Source organism: Maribacter algae, assembly GCF_047345745.1.
Taxonomy (GTDB): Bacteria; Bacteroidota; Bacteroidia; order Flavobacteriales; family Flavobacteriaceae; genus Maribacter.
In genome coordinates this window covers 368023-387958 of sequence record NZ_JBLFES010000002.1, presented here as the reverse complement: position 1 = coordinate 387958, position 19936 = coordinate 368023, and the positions used below count along the sequence as shown (strand labels likewise).

Here is a 19936-nt window from a genome sequence, read left to right as displayed (position 1 = left end):
TCTTCTTACTATTGTTCTGCAAAAAGCTTTATTTCATCATCATTGATTGCAGTCAGAATTGCATTTCTACCTGAATTCAGTTTTATTTTTTCTAAGTTTTTTACATTGTATGGTACAAAAAAACCACTTTCAATATAGGTCAAGACCTTATAATTATCTGATACCGTCCCCAAAAGAACTAAACCTATAGAGGCATCGGCTCTTGTAGTCTCTATTTCGACCTCAAATTTATTCCCCGCTATAACAATATCCTTGATACCATCTTTATTAAAATCATCAACGACGATACCATTGATCGTGGAAAACTGGGCCTCTATAGGAAGCCTTTTCATAATAAGCCTACCATTGTCATTGATCAAGACCACGCTTGCAAATTCTTGAGCTTTGTAGGTTACGCCTTGCTCAACATTTTCACCGACCACCTGTTGTATGTCCGCTTTTGAAAACTCTGTATAGGAACGGAATTTTTTACCAATGTCCGGCATCTGTTCGGAAGTACATTGCCAGCCACGTATCGGTACCTGTCTGCCTTTATACTTCTTGGCCAAGAAAATATCATTAGTGCCGTTTCCGTCAAAATCATCCGCATATACATAAAAAGGTTTTTCTACACTAGCTGAAAATTTGTAATTAAGTCCCAAATTTCCCACAATAAAGTCGGTATCACCATCGTCATCAATATCGTTCGCGATTATTTGATTCCACCAGCCAGTGGTTTCGGTAAGGCCGTACTCAGCGGTAACATTTTTGAAAACACTATTCTCTTTTTTAAAAATGGATATGGGCATCCACTCCCCTACTACAATCAATTCGTTGGATGCATCACCATCAATATCAGACCAAACTGCCGATGTTACCATTCCGACCTCAGAAAGCCCGGGAGCTATTTTTTTCGTAATATCGGAATATACTCCATTATTATTTTCCAGAAGAAAACTCTTAGGCGCATTAGGATATTTTTTGGGCACCAATCTTCCGCCTATAAAAAGGTCCAAGTCGCCATCTGAATCAAAATCCAAGGGTACCACACAGGAACCACTTTGAAGTATTTCAGGCAGGCCATTGGACTTATTGAAATTTCCTTGACCATCGTTTAGGTATAAACGGTCTTGAAGTGCCAAGGAACCTTCATCAAATTCGTTACTGCCACTTACCACATATAAATCGAGGTCTTCATCAGCATCAACGTCCAGAAAAACAGCAGCCACATCCTCATGCACTGCATCATTTTTAAAATTGGATTGACTTTTCTTCATGAACCTTCCGCTGTTCTGAAGATAAATCATTCCCTGTTGTCCTGCAGCACCACCAACGTAAAAATCTTCTTGCCCGTCATTATTAACGTCCGCTACGGCAATGGCAGGGCCATTTTGTGACAGCTTATGGGGAAGTAATATTTGATCCTTAAAATCATTGTAAGCAATATCCTTATGCATAAACGGATTGCCAAAAGCGGATTTTGTAATTTCCTTGAAAATTGTTTGGTCTACGGTATTCTTTTCTTTGTTTCGCTTCGCTTCGCTATACATTACAGAAACCATCTGATTGGCTTGTACGTTGTTTAAAATACTCACATTACCATCGTTCCAAAGCACTTTTATCTCATCTATTACTTGCGTTTTTCCAAGACCAAAATGTACCGTTGGCTCTACTGAGGATAAGTAGCCCCTAACGGTTTTAAACTCGTGATACTGTAGCTGCCCGTTATACATAATAGTAACCTTTGCGCCTAGACCAGTACGATTATTGGGTGGTCCCACGAGTTTTATTTTCAGATGGTTGTTATTCAACTTCTCAGCGGTATTCCTGTAAACAAAGGCCTCTCCGTCAATATTGTTCACTACTACATCCAAATCCCCGTCATTATCAAAATCTGCGGTCGCGGCCCCATTAGAAAAGCTTTCTTGGTGCATGCCCCATTCCACTGTTTTTTTAACAAATGTGAGGTCACCCTTATTTTTATAGATATAATTAGGAATTTTATTCTCTTTAAATAAATTGATGATGTACTGCGCTTTTTGTTCATTTGTCCTACCTCTTGATTGGCTACTTTGCATGTAGTGATTGAACTTTGCATTGGCATCTTTATCCCAAATATCCCTTTTAAAACCATTGGTGATAAAAAGGTCTCGATACCCGTCATTATCAAAATCGCTACCAAGACACGCCCAACTCCAATCGGTTTCTGACACTCCGGAATAGGCTGCTATATCGCTAAAAAAACCATTGCCTCGGTTTAGCTGTAGCTGATTATGCATGTACTGATAATAAAAGCCATTTGTCGTCATGTCCTTGAACAATTGCGTGTTCATAGCGGCCATAGTAGTTTTAGAACGTTCATAGTCCTCGGGCAACATTTCCAACTGTATGATGTCTTCAAAACCATCGTTATTAAAATCAACAACATCTATGCCCATGGAATAAAAAGGGATATGGTTGAAATGTTGCGTGAGTTCATCCCGAAATTTTCCCTTTCCCTTGTTTACATATAGATAATCACGCTCCAGATAGTCGTTGGATACCATAACATCGGTGAGGCCGTCACTATTGATGTCGGAAGTGGCAATACCCAGTCCGTACCCAAAATTGTTTTTTATACCTGATTCCAGGCCGACTTCCTTGAATTTTCCATTTGTGTTCAAATACAATTTATCACGAAAAAGGTCGTCTTCTTTTTCTTTACCTTGGAGCACCTGTTCATATCCCAAAAAAAAGGCATTTGGTCTATTGGTAAGGTACATGTCCAAATCATTGTCATTGTCCATATCAAAAAAAGAAGCCATTAGGGAGTATCCATTATCGTTTAGCCCATACTCCGCTGCTTGCTCTTTAAAAGTTACCTTCCCCGATGCTGCCGAAATCCCTTGATTTATAAAAAGTAGATTCGTTCTGTCCTTATCATTATCATTATTCCCCCCTCTGCAAACATAGATATCTTGCCAACCATCTCCATTGATATCGGCCATGACCACCCCATTGTGCCACCCTTTGCCGCCGGATACGTCTGCAGATTCGGTAATGTCCTCGAACACAAAATCTCCTTTATTCAGATAGAGCTTATTGGACACTTCGTTCCCAACGAAATAAATATCGGAAAGGCCATCATTATTGATATCACCTACGGCTACACCAGCTCCGTTATAAACATAATTGAAGATGGCGAAGAAGTTTTGAAAGTTTTCTTCTATATGATTGTTAAAGCTAACATTACTTTTACCACTATCAATAAGCTCGAAAAGTTGGGATTCAACACGTTCACTTTTTGCAGTTTGTATTGACATCTTTTCTGTAGAATCAGGTTTACATCCTGTTAAAAAAAGCAATAAAAATGATATTTTGAATATATTTTTTATCAATGGGAACTATATTGTTTATAAAGGAAGAATTTAAAGATAATTATTTTCTAAACTGGTAAAAAATATAAAGCCTATTTGAACGAACTAATAGGCTCTATTATTCTTGAAAATTTTAATGAACGTAAAATATCGATTTCCTACTCATCTTCCAATCGCCAAGTTCTTACCCAATCATATTTGGTAGTTAGGTCATCAAAACTACCTGTTTCAAATATGCTGCCAGAGAGATCTATGGGATTCCAGTCATAGGTTTCGATTGCCATAGTAATATGCCCGTCAATATCAAAATCGGTAGGAGGTGTAATAGAATAGGCATATTCGCCATCGATATAGAATAAAATTTCAGTAGGCGATTTCCACCAACAGCCGTACACGAAGAAACGGTCATAGTTTTTTTCGGACAAATCGGTCTTGCCACTTATCTGCTGGGTTTCGTTCACCTCAGTATCGCAATCCCTATTGTGCCTAAAGGTATTGGAGTGAAAAATCTGGTCCCAATTTTTGGCCCATACGGCGGTATCGTCGTGCGTACGGCCTACACATTCCTGTATGTCCAATTCCAGTTTTCTAATGGGTCCAGTAGTACAATTTTGTTTCATGGATAACCAAAAAGTAGAGGACATAACCGTTTTATTCGCTTTCATGCGACACTCATAATACATACCTGCATTTCCTGTTTTTTTTGAACGTACTATAGCACCGCCATGGGTGAACGTATTGCCATTTACCATTTTTGGACTATCAAATTTTACTGTCGTAACATTAAGGTTACCATCACTTACAGTAACGTTTTCACTTTCAAATAGTCCCGGCGGTCTTCCTATCCAACCAAAACCATCCGTTGCGGTATTCCTATGCCATTTTTCATCATCAAAAGTATCATTGTTGAATTCATCGGACATATCATCTACCTTGACCCATTTTTTTCCACCAGTGGTAGGGTTATCGCCAACAAAATAAGGTAAATCCGATGAGGGCTCACCGCGTGTAACGACAACGTCAAAACTACATGTTGCCTTATTACCTGCGGCGTCTCTCACTTCAAACGTGTTCGTAGTAGTCCCAACGGGAAATGAAGAGCCTGATGACAACCCGGCAATCTGCCCGGTAGTTGCTCCTTCAAGATTATCACTTCCTTTCGGAGCTTCATAGTCTACCACAACTTCACTCGCAAAAGCATCAATGGTCAAATTGATCGTTTCTAGACAGTTTATGGTAGGGTTGACCGTATCCTCAGGAACTTCCTCGCCAATTTTACTCCCAACGCATGAGAAAAGTGCTAAGATAAATATGGAAAAAAATAAATTTCGAATTGGGGTTCTCATAAGAAAATAATTTAAATATTAATGATACCATAAGCTTTAGCTTATTAAGTTAGTTAAAGCATATCGTCATAATATGCATTATCTACAATCTGGATGGACATTTTGTGAATTGCTAAAAAATGAAAAGCCTATTCGGGTAAACGAATAGGCTTTTTGATGGTTTTAAGAATTATTAATTTTGTACAATCGTTAAATCATCCATATATAAATCTATTGATTGTGTAGGGTTAAAACCAGGATTGAACAATTGTGTTCTGATATAATATTTTCCCGGAGGTAGATTAAATTCCTTTGAAACGCTATTCCAAGTATCAGCAGGAAAACGACCTTCAAAATTATTAATATATTCACCCGTTTCGGAATTTACCACACCAAAAAGGAATACATACTCTACTCCTCCGGTAACAGTTCCATAATGTTGCATGGATACTTGATACGCGCCTTGCTCCGTAACATCTACCAATTTACCACTGTAATCTATTAGTATTCCTGTAAATGCCGCGGCACCAGGCTCAGAATATGAGTATTTGATACTACCCGTACCAGCAAAGGCCTGCTCAGTTGAGATAGAAAGATTATCATTTCTATCTCTTGGATCACCTTTACCAGGCTCTAATTGAGCGTTCCAATCCACTAAATTATTACCTTCACCATCATTATTACCACAACCCACCAAATTTTCAGGTGTGTTACAAAATGGAGAATCTACATTTATAAAACCACTTTTGGTGATGGTTTCTACTGTACCATCGGCATCTCGGGTAACCTGTAAAGTAACATCATAAAAACCACCACTCGTATATAATACGGCTGGGTTTTGCTCCGTTGAAGTTTCCGGTGTACCTCCGGCAAATGTCCATAAATAATCATCTGCGCCACCAGTTGTCGCGTCGGTAAACGTTACGGACTGTTCTGCACTTATTTCGGTCACATCAGCAGTGAAATCCGGAACCAAATCCAATTCATTAACGATTGTAATAGCACCTATTCTGGTTAAGACCGCTTCATCCTCCGGTCCTTGGCGACGTGCCCTTATGATTACGTCATAAGTACCAGCAGTGGTATAGATTACCGAAGGATTTGCTTCCATGCTAGAAGATGGTGAACCTCCGGGAAATTCCCATTGAAACTCATCCAACTCTTGAGCCTCTTCAAATTCGGACTCAAAATCCGTAGAAAGATTTGTGAAATTAATAGTACTTCCTACGATTGCGGTCTCCAGGTTCGTTTCAAAGTCTAGAGAAATACGCGGATAAACCGTTACACCAAAAACATTATCTTCTACCCTACCATCTTCAAATGTAACTTGAAGATTTACCGGTAATCCTAGAAAATCCCCATTCCCAGCTTTTGGCGATGGGGTGTTGTATGTAACCTCAAATGTTTCTTGGTCAGAGGTAACAATATCATCTATGGTATCCCTAGCTACCAACCACCTTCTTGAGGCAACCGCCAAGGAAGAATCAATAAAGGTTACCGTTTCCCCAACCGTAATCAATTGGGTACTGGCAGTAGCTTTAAATTCTACTGGCTTAATTCCTTCAGAAACGCTATACTCCCTTGAACAGGAAATACCCATTACTGTTAGTATAAGCCCTCCCAATACAGGATGTTTAATATATTTCAATATTCTATTTCTCATTGTTTAATATTTGGTTAGGATTATATTGAATTAATACCCGGGGTTTTGAACAAGATTTGGATTTATTTCTAATTCCGAGTTAGGAATTGGCCATCTAATTTCAAAATCCTGAAACTCAGGTCCCGGGTCACCCGCATTTGGGCCGCCTTGCGTAAATCCTGAGATACGCTCTTTATAATCTCCGGCGCGAATTAAATCGTTCCTTCTCCAACCCTCCAAACAAAGCTCTTTACGTCTCTCACTTAAAATTTCTTCTTTCATCTCGTTTTGTGAACCAACAATCATTGGAGGAACCGCACTATCCGCCAGTCTTGCTCGCGAACGCAGACGATTCACCGTTAAATCGATAGAAGCTTGGTCAAGTTTTCCCTGACCGTTCAACGCTTCGGCATACATTAATAAAACATCGGCATAGCGAATATATGGATTGTCAAAAGGGGTATCGTTAGGATATTGGTTAGGCTTTTCGGCATGCCATTTCCAACCTCTCCAAACATTTTTACCTACGGTACGTGCAGCAGGATTGTTCAAACCTTCTTCTGGTGTCCAATCGTTTGCATTATGCCTGGCTATATTGTTCAAGAAACGAATATCTTCTTCTTCATAAGTGTCGGCAAAAGTGTGATTGATGAAACATGTTCCCCAGCCTCCACCATTGTTTACACTTCCATTAGGGCCGTAAAATGTACTTAGCAGACCACCTTCTCCTTTACCGGGGCCATCCATCCCTATGGAAAAGACCATTTCATTGTTCTGTTCATTATTTAGCGCAAAAACATCTGGGTAATTTTCTACCAAATCATATACACCACTGTTCATTACCTCTCTTAAAATCATTTCCGCATCAGCAAATTTGTCTGTTTGGTTTAATGGGAAACCCGTCATTTGGAGGTAAATTTTACCTAATAACGCTTGAGCAAAACCTTTGGTCACCCTTCCTCCTCCTTGTTCAGCGGGTAGGTTTTCTGCCGCGGATCTTAAATCTTCAATCATAAAGGCATATACTTCTTCCGGGGAAGACTGCGGTAATTCAAGTTCATCCAAATTCGTAGTCTCATTCTTTAATAATGGTACATTTTCCCACGCCGATACTAAACTAAAGTTTATCATTGTTCTTAACACTTTAGCCTCTGCAACAAACTTATTTCTATCTTCCGCGTCAATAGCTTCCTCATCCATAGCACTTATTCTATCAACCACGCTATTTACACGGTTCAAAGAAACATAGAGATTTTCCCATATGTTACGAATGGTATTTACTGAAGGGGTAAGTTGATGCTGATAAATCAATTTTCTATCTCCAGCCCATGGTGGTAATACTACCTCATCCGCACCTACGGTACCCCAGTGGATGGCCCAGCCATCAAGACCTCCAACCCCTTGGCGTTGCCCGCCAGAACTTACTATGGGCTGTACCGCATCATAAGCTCCAATTAAATAAGTCTCAGCACCTTTTCTGTCAACAAGTAAGGCATCAGGAGTTAAAAAATTACTTGGATTCTCTACGAGAACGTCGTCATCACAGCCGACCAAAAATAGTGCAGTCAATGCAAAAAGTCCGAAAAATTTAAAATACTTCTTTTTCATTTTTTTTTGTTTAAATTATTAGCAATCATAAATATACAGTTTTTATAAATTCACAGATAGGCCTAATCTAAACGTTCTAGCCCTAGGATATGCATCTGAATCAAGGCCAGAAGTCAGTTGATTGTTGCCTACACTAACATCAGGATCAAAACCGCTATAATCGGTCCAAATAAACACATTATCGATAGCTCCATAAATACGGAAATTGTTTATACCATACTTGGAAGTTATATCTCGTGGCACTGTATATCCAAGGGTAATATTACTTATACGTAAGTATGAACCATCTTCAACATAATCATTATAGGCATTACCACTAATTCCGGCATCTCCGTATCCCCAAATAGATATATTATCAGTATTGATGTTGTCTGGCGACCACCTATCGGCAACTATTCCGTATTTATTGAAAAATGGTATTTCTGTGGTCAAACCTCTAACCCTGTTTTTATTGTAAATATCATTACCATAACTCCATTGAGTCAAAATAGAAAGGTCTAGATTTTTGTATTTGAAATTATTGGTAAAACCTCCAAAATGTTTAGGAAGCGTATTCCCAATTATAGTACGATCATCTGTATTCACTATCCCATCCCCGTTTTGGTCTACTAATTTTGGGAGCCCAGGCCTGTATCTGGAACGGTCAGGTTGCCCTGAGGAAATTACCACATCATCTCTTAAAGTGTAAAATACATCATAGAAAGGCAAGTTGGCCGCAGCAGCATCATCCTTGATTTTTTGAACAGCTTGCGCATCCGAAAGCCCATCAAAATCTACAAAATCACTAAATTCATAAATACCATCTCGTTCTATTCCAATAATAGATCCAAGAGATTCCCCTACTCGTACTACATAGTCATTTTGAATTTGATTATCACCTATTGCTTGGACAAAGAACTGTTCCGCACCACCTAAATCGAGTACTTCATTCCTATTAAAACTGATATTGAAGTTAGAATCCCAAGTGAAATTTTCAGTGTTGACATTCACAGTATTTAGTGCAAACTCCCATCCTTTATTGGAAATGGCACCTAGATTTTTAAATACTGTCTTAAAACCAGAAGTAGAGGGTAAAGGCACTTCAAGAAGAAGATCTGTAGTCTCTTTTTCATAATAATCGATTTCCATGGAAATTCTATTATCAAATAGACCAATACTTGCGCCGATATCTATGGCCTCTGTAGTTTCCCAGGTAAGATTTTCGTTGGCCAGTTGTGTGATTGCTGCACCTGTTACAATCTGATTTCCGTTCAAAATAGTACTGGCCACTCCAGCTTGAGCAAATGATCGGTACGATCCTATCTGCGTGTTTCCTGTTTCACCATAGCTCGCCTTAAACCTCAGATTGTTGACTATTTTATTTCCTTTCAAAAAGTTCTCATTAGCAATATTCCATGCTACACCGATTGCTGGGAAAAAGCCATATTTTCTACCTTCTGCAAATCTTGAAGAACCGTCATACCGTGCACTTGCATTTAAGGTATACCGTCCTTTATAATCATATTGTACGCGACCCAAATACGATTTTAAAGTATTCTTATCGAAGCCTGATTGATTTGGAAGTGTAGTCGTTGCCGATCCAAGATTATCCAGGTTGACTCCTGGCAGATCAAATCCGGTTGCTGCCGAATTGTTGAATTCAAACGTATTTTGCTGTTCTTCATAAACGGCAATCACATTTAATCTATGATCATCGAAAGTTTTGTTATAGCTTAAAGTCTGATTGGTAATTAAACCAGTCCCAAAGTTGTTGGATACAAAAGCTCTACCGTTAGCCGTTTGACCCCAACCGAATCTTTCCGAGAAATAAGCCTGTCCTTTAGCTGCCGATACCCTTGCATTTATAGCACTTCTGAACTTTAAATTATCAGTTATATTAAATTCCACATAAGCCCCTCCAAAAGATTGAAACTGGCTACGTTTGTTGATATTGCCCTGTATCTGAGAAATTGGGTTTACCACATCACCATCTCTCAACGTAAGCAATCTTCCATTTTCATCATAGGTAGCATCGGCAAATCTCGTTATACCTTGAACAGGACTAAATAATGTAGCATTGGTAAGAAGGCCAGAACGGCCGTTCGCGTTTTCCGTAGCTGCGGTTACTACGCCGCCAGTCTTTGTAAAACCAATATTTACATTAACCCCAGCTCTTAACCAATCATTCACATTTTGATCTATTCTTAGATTACCGTTATAGCGTTCGAACTTGGTAGATTTAATGGTACCTTCTTGATCTAAATAAGAAAACGAACCAGAGTAAGATGTTTTTTCTGTACCACCAGAAGCAGATAGACTATAACTATTGGTCAAGGCTGCTCTAGAAACATCGTCTTGCCAATTTGTTAATACTACCCTAGGATCATTGAGGTCAAGGTCATTACCGAAACCATCCCTGAAAGACCTAGAAAACTGATTTGTGGGATCTGTAGGGGTCCACGGAAAATATTCGTTCCAGTAATCCACATATTCTTGGCCGGTTAATAAATCCAAAGGGCGTACCAACATAGCCAAACCCGTAAAATTATCAAAAGTTAGGGACGCCCTGCCCTTTCTACCTTTTTTTGTTGTGATCAAAATAACACCATTTGCACCTCTAGAACCATAAATAGCGGTTGCCGAGGCATCTTTTAAAACTTCTATTGATTCGATTGTATTTGGATCAATAGATGCCAGTGGACTGGTAGAAGAGTTTCCAATTCCCGTTGCGGTGCCTTGAGGGTCTCCATTAATGGCAAAACCATCGATAACATAAAGCGGATCATTACTAGCATTTATAGAAGTGCCACCACGTACCCTGATTTTAAAACCTGCACCCGGACCACCTTCCGACTGAACTACTTGTACCCCTGAGGCTCTAGCGGCCAAACCTCCTTCAAACGTAACGGGTTTAATTTGATTTAACGCTTCACCTTTTACCGAAACTATAGAACCGGTAATATCTTTACGTTGCGCTGTTCCATAACCAATAACTACTACTTCATCAAGAGCAGAAACATCTTCTTGTAATGTAATATTTAATGTAAGCTTATCCCCTACCGTAATTTCTTTTGTTACAAAACCGATGTAACTAAAAACCAAAACATCACTTTTTTGGGCTTCAACGGTATAATTGCCATCAAAATCTGTGACCGTACCATTGGAAGTTCCCTTGACCACAACACTTACACCAGGAAGTGGCGCATCTTCATCAGAAACAGTACCATTTACTTTCTGTTGTTGCGCCAAGGCACCATTAAAACCGAATACCAAAAACAGCAATACAATAGACGATTTTAGTTTGGTTAGAAAATTTAAATTCATAATTGTTCTCTATTTTAAGTTTAGTTTAACAAATATTGGGATAAGTCAGTTCAATTAGTCAAACAAATGTTCTAATCAATAGAACAAATGTCCAAAACCATAATGATGTTACCTATTTGTTCTTATCAGGTTAATTTAATGTAACATGTGTTTTAATGGGTAATTCAAAGAGATTGATACTCTTAGAAATTTAGGATAAAATACATTTGGACTATATTAAATATACAAGGTAGTTTCCGTAGATTAATAATGGTCACACAAGACTATATTTCAGAATGATATGATTTGATTTTAAGCATTAAGAATCTTATATAAACCGTTTATCAATATAGTTGTTGTATCATTCGTGTTCTTGATGATTTGATAATTGTCCATTCCGATTTTTGACAAAAATTCCAATATTTTTATGTATGAGAGAGCATTAGTATACAAGATTGAAATAATGATTTTCTTCATCAACCTATTATTTCATGTTTATCTTTAAACGATTAGTAATTATATGTAAAGGGTTTTATGATATTTTTGATTTTAAAATCAATTTCTCTACAATCAAATTCCCTTCTTCGTTTTGCACATGTTTGGATTCTTCGAGTAAATGTACTTGCTTTAAAAACGGCAGTAATTTCTTGGCTCTCTTAATCATTCTAGTTCCAGGGAACAATACATCATTTTTAGCGCCGATAAGTGTAATTGGGGTTTTAATTTTTTTCGCTTCTTTTTCGCTTATAACAGGAACAGACGTAAAGTCCATATTGAAATATAGAAATGCTTTAGAGAGAAATTTTACGGCAAACTCGTCTTTTTCTGTAAAAATTGTTGCTAAAAATTTTTCGACATATTTGATTTTACGAGTATTCATATATAGTTTTATTGGGATGAATACTTTGAACAATGCTTTAAGTGGATTCCCATTCACAATATAGGCCGGAGAAGCTAAAAATGCTTCTTTAATTCGCTCTGGATTATGTGCCAGTGTTTTCAATATAATAAGACCTCCGAAGGAGAAGCCGGCAATAACTACATTGTTTATCCTTAGTCCTGAGATTACCTCATTCATCCATTTACTATAAGAGTCATCTTTCATATTAAGCCTAGTACCTTCACTTTTGTTAGGCTGTGCGAGAACATCAATACAAAATACTTGATACGTAGAACTGAGATTTGGATAACATTCCAAAGCTATTGGCGCACATGCATTGGAACCATGAACCAAAACGAGCGGCGGATTTGATACATCACCAGTAGTAATGATATGTGTTTTCCCAAATGAAGTTTTCACATAAAATGATTTATATTCTATGTCCAATTCCTTTAGTTTTTCGTCGTACAGGTCTAGAATTTCTTCTTTACCCAATTCAGATTTAAAAAGTGAGTTCATTTTTAGTAATTTAGGACAAATTTACTAATAATATTTCGATTAGGACAAGTTTACTAATGAAGAGTACCAGACAAAAAATTCTCGATACGTCCAAAAATATGTTCAATGATTATGGGTATGGTCAGGTGACAATCAGGATGATTGCTTCAGAATTAAATATGAGCTCGGGGAATCTAAATTATCATTTTAAGAAAAGGGTAGATATACTAGAGGCGCTTTATTTTCAGATGGTCGAAGTTTTTGACAATAGAATCGAAGAGTTGGACCATCAAAAAATCTCTTTACAGTATATCCGATTAAATATAGAAACGAGTATGCAAGAGATGATCGATTATCGTTTTTTTTGGACAGATCTTTATCATCTTCTTAAATCAAACAAAAAAATAGAAAAGCATTTTGAAGCGGTAAAGACGGAAAGAATCAATGGGTATCACTTTGTGTTTGATTGTTTAATAGATCAAGCAATATTAAAGGAACCATCATTTGCCGATGAATATTTACTCCTTATCGAAAGAATGATCAATTATAGCAACACTTGGATATATGCCTCGGCCCTTTATAAGAACGTTAAAAATAGTGATGAAACCATCAAACATGCCTCATTTCAACTTTTATCTATGTTATACCCCTATTTAACAAGCCTAGGTCAAAAAGATTTCAAAAAGGGCTATACCTATTTTTTTTAAATAATACTTATCGGTAATATCTTTAATTACGATACAACATAGCTTAACTATATCACGAGTACTCTTTTCGTTGATCAATATTGAAGAATCGGCAATCGTATTTTTAAGGTCTAAATTCTTCACGCTACAACCAACGTAGAGCGTCGGAGAATTCTATTAGTTGAAAAATGATAAAAATGTTTATATCAGGTTTAAATTGATAATTTCAAGTGTAAAAACAATAAGCCATTATCTTGGATAACAAATCAAAAATCCTTTTTCATTGACTTAAAGACTAATCTCCATATCGGAAGTACGGTCCATAATATCAACATTAGCATTGATATGATTAACCCTTGATTCGTTCCAAAAAACTGTTTGAATACGGCTCCGGTATATCCTAGAAGCGCAGAAATATCCAGTTTTAAAAGGATGAGTGTACGCGACAAATCTATGGGGTTGAACATGGTCGCAGCCAGCGAAAAACTATCCAACGGATATTCTTTAAAAATGATAAGGGACATCAAAAACAGTCCATCGTAAATGACTGCTAGAAATAGCCAAAGTAAGACTGCATAACCGAACCCTTTGATTTTATTTTCATTGCTGAGGGCAATGTTATAAGACAATGCGGTAAAAATCATGGTCAAGAAAGCGCCCGTCACCAAAAGCAGGGTAAAATCAAAAATGGCGTCGCTCTTAAACAGTCCGTAGAGGACAAAAGGAATTCCCAATCCTAAAATCAGACTCATGGCCAAAGAGCTTGCCACACCCAAATATTGACCTAAAAATATAGAAGAACGCTTCATAGGTTGTGCCAATAAAAGCTCGGTAAACTCTTTGGAGCTGTAATAGTACATGACTCCGAAAATGGTCCCTATCAATGGCACTAAAACAATGATAATGTTCATTAAAGTGATTACTGCTTTTGATATATCATTATTCAAGAATAGCAGCACAAACCCCAGAATGAGATAGAACAAAAAATATACATAGCTCCATCGGCTACGAATCAGGTCGTAAAAACTATATTTTAGTATTTTAAGCATCGGTTGGTATGGTCGATATGGCCGCTATGGCATGTTCCAAATCGGTTTGATTGGTTTTTGTTTTCAATTGTTCAATACTACCCTTAAAATAAATCTTGCCCTCTAGTAGGTAAATGATTTCTTCTGCCACCTCAGCTACAAACTGCATGATATGCGAGGTAATCAGTATTGTCTTTCCGTTTTCCTTTTCCTTTTGTATCAATTCTTTAAGACGAATTAAAGATGCAGGGTCTAATCCTGTTGTGGGCTCATCTAAAACCAGTAAGGGGCAATCGAACATGAATGCGAGAACAAGGTTAACTTTCTGTTTTGTACCTCCGGAAAGTGTGGAAAGTTTTTTATCTAAAAACGGCTCTAGTTTAAATAATTCAATCAATTTTTCTTCTTGACTAGGCATTTGGCGCAGGTCTTTTATCATGCGAATTAATTCCCGAACTTTTAAGTTCCCTGGGAAGTTGGCTATCTGCGGTAGGTAGTTGATATCTTTACGATATCTCCAATTCTTATTGATAGATATGTCTGAAACAGCGATTGAACCTTTGTTGGGTATTACCATGCCTAAAATGCTCTTAATCAGAGTTGTCTTTCCAGAGCCATTGGGACCCAACACAGCGAAAATTCCGCCTTCCTTTATGTTTAGGTCGACTCCTTTAAGCACTTCATTCTTGCCGAATTTTTTATAAAGGTTCTGTACTTGTATCATCTTCACTACTTTTCAATTTCAATATTCGTGTTCCTAGGTTTACCCCTCCGCTTTTCCACAGTAAAGTGGAAAACCACCTCCCCTTGAAAATAAGGGGAGGAGCTTTTACTTTCTGTAATATTTTTAAACATGTTCTTTTACTTTACTTCTATTACTATTAATTCTTTTACTGTCTACTATAACTGCTCACTGCCCACTTTTTTCATTAAAGGGTTTGCATCCAAGAGATTATCAGGAGTAAAGACCGGAGATACTTTTTCGGAAAAATCAATGATATCCATAAACAGACTACGAAGTAATACAATGGTTTCCGGGGTCTTATTTACGATATAGGAAAACAATTTCACTGGTCGATAGGGTACATCCCCTACTCCATTTTTGTCCAAATCATAGCCGGTGTAATCGCTCCAATAATTTTGATTGAACACATTATCATTGAGCTTACTATTGTATGAAATATCAAAGGAATTGTATAGGAAGTTATTCTCGGTAAATGTATTGGTATAACAAGCACCTAGGACTTTTACCGCCCATCCGTTTTTGATAAAATTGTTGTTCGAATAATTGATTCGATTAGAGCCTTCAATGTTTATTCCTATGGTGTTTTCCTCAAATGTATTGTTACTAATTTCAGCATCATTGATTTCTTTAAGGAGCATTCCGAAAGCGGCGGTTCCCCAGTTTTTACGAAAGGTATTCCCAATCATTTTTATTCGTTTGGAAAACATGACGGCTACCCCTGCTCCGTTATTTTCAAAAACATTGTTCGTGTAGACATCATCGTTTGAAAACATGAAATGCAGACCATATCTTAAATTATCGGTACTATTATTGTTGTTGATGGTCACATTATCGGAAAACTCCAGATATATGCCATCACGCACACCTTGAACTATATTTCGGTCTATCTCAACATTATGGGAGTACCACAATTGTATACCGTTTCCGGAATTGTACTCGTCTTTTGCATCACCGATGATTTTGTTGTGATATACTTTGCCGTTGTTCGATTTTTCTAAATAAATTCCGAAAAACAGTTTTTCAAGAACGACATTTTGAATTAAATAGTTTTCACTTTTCACAACTCGAATTGCAGCATAATCCGAAGTATAACTTGTACCTACATTGATTATAAACAACCCATCGATTGTTACATTATCGGAAACAATACGGATGATTTCACCCTGGTCTTCCCCATCGATAACGGGATAATTCTCCCCAAGTAAGGTCATGGGCTTATCCACTAAAATATTAAACTCCTTATACGTCCCTTTTTTTATGAGCAGCGTATCATACTCATTAGCCATTTTTATGCCTTCGGAAATCAACTTCAACTCGCAATCCAAGCATATGGTAATGGTTTCGGCCTGAATAGAGGTTACCTTGAAGAACAATAGAACCATAAGGGAGCAAGAAAAGTACCTCATTAACGAATGATTAAAAATTTGGAGTTTTCATTGGCTTTTACCCAATGTTCGGTGTGTTTTGGAAAGTTGAAATGCTGATATGCCGTTAAATGGTGGGGCTCATTATCAATGTGAAATATAATATCTCCCTCAAGAACAATTAGCTGTGCATCTGAAGGAGAACTGTGTTCCGGAAAAATAGCATTCTTTTCAAGACTAATTGTCAATATATCAAAAGTGTCGGTTTCAACTACAATTTCAACTTGCAGTTTATCATATTTTTGATTCCTAATTTGGTTACTTTCCTCGTACATTTTTTATCTATTAAATCTTTGTACTAACTCATTCCATGTTAAAAGCTCTCCTTGACTTCCTTCTTGTGCATATTTTGCTTCTTCAGCTGTTGCGAAAGCAGTTAAAAATTCACCCATGGGACTTGGGATATTTTTACTGATCAAATAGGTCGCTTTGGTTGCATCAATAGTTTCTCCTGGAGCGTTATAATCATTCACTAAAAGCTGTGCTATAGTTGACGCGTCAATTTCCTTTAGATGATTCAGCATACATTCCGATGCATCAAAAGAATAAGTCCTTCCCTTTTTGGTCATGAACTGTGCGGCGTGCTGCTTGTCCACAATGGTCATGCTACAAAAATGGCATCCATCGGAACCGTACACAATAGATTTAGGAGTGTTGGTACATGCCGTTGATAGCAACAAAACCATTAAAAACCCTAGATTTTTTTTCATGAGGCTGCTATTTTAGTAGATTTTTTCATTTCTGTTGAAGTCCTATTCTTCCATCCAATGAAAGAAGCAACAATTGTCAACATCATCCCTATAAACATGAACCAAGCTCCCATTGCCGGTAATGAAGTAACATCAAAATTCAACATTTTAGCGTGCCCAAAAAGTGGTGGTTTGTAGCTCATAGGAGTACCATCGGGATTTTCTAGTTTCATAATTGCATTAGGGTCAAGATTGGTACCATAATCTACCATCCATGCGTTAAAGTCGTACATGCCCAAAACACCTAAGATACTCATGGATACAAACCAACCTATAAACCATTTGTAGCTTACTTTATTTAAAAATCCGAGTAATCCAATAAATACTCCCAATGTTACCATGCCGCCAATCACTAATGGAAAAGTGCCGAACTCCCACATTTCTTCGGGTTTGGGTAGCTTTCGCATACCAATATAATGATTGAGCCCATCTATATTTTGCAAATCAAATTCGCTGACATCACGAATACCATCAATATGAATATTCATACCTAGAGGTTCCGGATATTGAGGTGCTCCCAACATAATGTTCCATAGTGGAAAGAAGTACAATCCTAGTAGGAACAATGGGCCTATGATCATTATAAGACCTGCTTTCTTCATAAATATTTAGTTTTTGTCATTCCTGCCCTTCAGCTTCGTTCAGGATAAACTCTGGCAGGAATCTATTTTTTAAGACAAATTGTTTTAAAAAAGCGGGTAGGTAACTTACAACGCTACCCGCCTTTGTTTAAAAAAATGAGTCTTGGAATTCTTATTCGCCCAGTGTATAACTGATGGGCAGATTGGAACTTGCCGGTGAAACCCTAACATAACCTTGCATCTCTTGATGTAACGCAGAGCAAAAATCCGTACAATAAAATGGCCACACGCCAACTTTTTTAGGCTCCCAAAGGGATGTTTTTGTTTGCCCGGGCATAATCAACAGTTCTGAAGTATTTTGACCTATCATGGCAAAGCCATGTGGTACATCAAAGTCCTGTTCGTGGTTCGTGATATGGAAATAGACCCTATCACCAACCTTGATCCCTTCTATATTATCAGGTGTAAAGTGGCTTCTGATGGTAGACATATATATGTGCACATCGTTTCCATTGCGTTCTACCCTAGCTTGATCTGGAGTTTTTACCGCGTAAGGATGCTCGTTCTCATCCAACCTGTAGATTTTTTTGGATTTTGGAGCCAATAAATCAGCAGGACAACCCGCTGCGTAATGCGGTTCTCCATGTGTTGGAAAATCATGGATCAACTCCATTTTATCACCTGAGATATCATAAATCTGGGCCGAGTGTTCCATCTCCGGTCCTGTTGGTAGATACCTGTCCTTGGTAATCTTGTTCATGGCCACTACATATTTCCCAAAAGGTTTTGCAGAATTTCCGCCTGGAATCATAAGGTGACCTACAGAGTAAAAAGTGGGTTGCCTATCCAATACTTCCCAAGTACCCAATTTCCATTTTACTACTTCAGATGAGATAAAGAAAGTCGTGTAAGCATTTCCTTTTCCGTCAAACTCAGTATGAAGGGGACCTAATCCGCCACTTTTTACCGTTCCTGCCAGTACATCCTCAAATTTTAAGATCGGAATTCCGTATGCTTCCCCATCAAACTTTTCGTTTTCAATAGCGGTAATCATATTGTCAAAGGAATGTATGGTCAAATCGGCAGAAAGCTTTCCGTTTCCAATAATATATTGTCCTGTTGGATCTACGTCACAACCGTGTGGTGATTTTGGAGTGGGCAAAAAGTAAACCGCACCGGGAACATCTAACGGATTTACCGTAAGCACTTCTTTTTTCATGGTAGACGTTGCCATATGCGTATGTTCATCATAAACATTATGTGCATATTCCACAGGCATTTTCATGCCTCCACCATTTTTTACATATTCCTCAACCTTTTTCCAGTTGACGGCAGCGATGAAATCCTTATCATTTTGTGAAGAATTGACCTCTTGGAGCGTATTGGCTTCTTCGGTATTGTAAGTGGTAAAGAAAAACCATCCGTGAGATTTACCACGACCGGGGTGCGAAAGATCATAATTAAACCCTGGCATAATGAGCTGAAAATCCAAATTTAATCTACCATTTTCCGGAGCGATACTTATGAACGATAATGCCCCTTTAAAATTCCCTTTGTACTCATTAATGGGCATATCTTTCTGCGGAACAGGGACAGAAAAACGTGTTCCGGCAACTACATATTCCGTATTTTCGGTAATGAATGAAGAACTGTGGTTTCCCGCGCTATTGGGCAATTCGATAATTTCTTCTGTTTCAAAAGTTTCCAAGCTCACACGGGCAATCCTGGGTGTATTGTTTCCATTTATGAAAATCCATCTGCCATCCAATTCTCCATTGGTCTGCGAAATATCAGGGTGATGGGCATCGTCCCAAGGAACGAATCCGAAAGAAGTGTTTAACATGGGTTTAGTTTCTTCTGAATATCCATATCCCGAAGTCGGAAATTGGGAAAAAACGGGAATTTCCTTGAACATTCTACCGGACGGTAAACCATAAACGGTTATGTTACCACTATATCCGCCAGACATAAATGCATAATATTCATCGTGTTCTCCCGGTGCTACGTAAGCTTTTTCTGCGGCACTGGAAGAAAGGGCGCCATTGGAAGAACCATCACCTTGGTTACCGCAACTACTTAGAAGGGCACTAAAACCCAACAGCATTAAAGCGTAAAGACTATACTTTTTCATTTTTTCTATATTAAGTGATTAT

At 37.9% G+C, this 19936-nt stretch carries 14 protein-coding genes; 1 reads left to right on the top strand and 13 read right to left on the bottom strand.

Translation table 11 applies throughout. The features are described 5' to 3' along the window. Positions 1 to 8 precede the first annotated feature (8 nt). From ACKWBX_RS08860 to ACKWBX_RS08835, 6 genes are all read right to left on the bottom strand, one after another. A complete protein-coding gene (locus ACKWBX_RS08860) occupies positions 9 to 3281 on the bottom strand; it encodes a VCBS repeat-containing protein (protein WP_413968315.1) in 3273 nt (1090 codons plus the stop codon). Positions 3282 to 3493: 212 nt separating this feature from the next. Then, complete coding sequence (locus tag ACKWBX_RS08855; protein WP_413968314.1) at positions 3494 to 4681, bottom strand: HYR domain-containing protein; 1188 nt, start codon at positions 4679 to 4681, stop codon at positions 3494 to 3496. A gap of 172 nt (positions 4682 to 4853) precedes the next feature. Then, positions 4854 to 6323 carry a PKD domain-containing protein gene (locus ACKWBX_RS08850; RefSeq protein WP_413968313.1) on the bottom strand — a complete coding sequence of 490 codons (1470 nt, stop codon included), beginning with the start codon at positions 6321 to 6323 and terminating at the stop codon, positions 4854 to 4856. A 30-nt stretch (positions 6324 to 6353) separates the two neighbouring features. Further along, positions 6354 to 7910, bottom strand: a complete 1557-nt coding sequence (locus tag ACKWBX_RS08845; RefSeq protein ID WP_413968312.1) for a RagB/SusD family nutrient uptake outer membrane protein — start codon at positions 7908 to 7910, stop codon at positions 6354 to 6356. 42 nt (positions 7911 to 7952) lie between these two features. After that, positions 7953 to 11213, bottom strand: a complete 3261-nt coding sequence (locus ACKWBX_RS08840) for a SusC/RagA family TonB-linked outer membrane protein (protein ID WP_413968311.1) — start codon at positions 11211 to 11213, stop codon at positions 7953 to 7955. A 511-nt stretch (positions 11214 to 11724) separates the two neighbouring features. After that, on the bottom strand, positions 11725 to 12567 hold the full coding sequence (locus ACKWBX_RS08835) for an alpha/beta fold hydrolase (protein WP_413968310.1): 843 nt from the start codon (positions 12565 to 12567) through the stop codon (positions 11725 to 11727). An 80-nt stretch (positions 12568 to 12647) separates the two neighbouring features. Here ACKWBX_RS08835 and ACKWBX_RS08830 point away from each other — a divergent pair, with 80 nt between their 5' ends. Then, positions 12648 to 13277: a TetR/AcrR family transcriptional regulator gene (locus tag ACKWBX_RS08830; protein WP_413968309.1), complete on the top strand. Its 630-nt coding sequence runs from the start codon at positions 12648 to 12650 to the stop codon at positions 13275 to 13277. A 245-nt stretch (positions 13278 to 13522) separates the two neighbouring features. Here the strand turns inward: ACKWBX_RS08830 and ACKWBX_RS08825 are convergent, their stop codons facing one another. The 7 genes from ACKWBX_RS08825 to nosZ form a co-directional block, all read right to left on the bottom strand. After that, complete coding sequence (locus tag ACKWBX_RS08825; protein WP_413968308.1) at positions 13523 to 14305, bottom strand: ABC transporter permease; 783 nt, start codon at positions 14303 to 14305, stop codon at positions 13523 to 13525. Next, positions 14298 to 15008: an ABC transporter ATP-binding protein gene (locus ACKWBX_RS08820; RefSeq protein WP_413968307.1), complete on the bottom strand. Its 711-nt coding sequence runs from the start codon at positions 15006 to 15008 to the stop codon at positions 14298 to 14300. Before ACKWBX_RS08820 ends, ACKWBX_RS08825 begins: the two co-directional genes overlap by 8 nt. Positions 15009 to 15184: 176 nt before the next feature. Beyond that, entirely contained in the window at positions 15185 to 16435 is a 1251-nt protein-coding gene (locus ACKWBX_RS08815; RefSeq protein WP_413968306.1) for a nitrous oxide reductase family maturation protein NosD, read from the bottom strand. Continuing rightward, positions 16435 to 16728: a cupin domain-containing protein gene (locus tag ACKWBX_RS08810; protein ID WP_413968305.1), complete on the bottom strand. Its 294-nt coding sequence runs from the start codon at positions 16726 to 16728 to the stop codon at positions 16435 to 16437. The genes ACKWBX_RS08815 and ACKWBX_RS08810 overlap by 1 nt, the downstream gene beginning before the upstream one ends. Before the next feature lie 3 nt (positions 16729 to 16731). After that, positions 16732 to 17163 carry a nitrous oxide reductase accessory protein NosL gene (locus ACKWBX_RS08805; RefSeq protein WP_413968304.1) on the bottom strand — a complete coding sequence of 144 codons (432 nt, stop codon included), beginning with the start codon at positions 17161 to 17163 and terminating at the stop codon, positions 16732 to 16734. After that, positions 17160 to 17804, bottom strand: a complete 645-nt coding sequence (locus ACKWBX_RS08800; protein WP_413968303.1) for a hypothetical protein — start codon at positions 17802 to 17804, stop codon at positions 17160 to 17162. The genes ACKWBX_RS08805 and ACKWBX_RS08800 overlap by 4 nt, the downstream gene beginning before the upstream one ends. Before the next feature lie 151 nt (positions 17805 to 17955). Further along, positions 17956 to 19914, bottom strand: coding sequence for a Sec-dependent nitrous-oxide reductase (nosZ, locus tag ACKWBX_RS08795; protein WP_413968302.1), 1959 nt, complete (start codon positions 19912 to 19914; stop codon positions 17956 to 17958). Positions 19915 to 19936 lie beyond the last annotated feature (22 nt).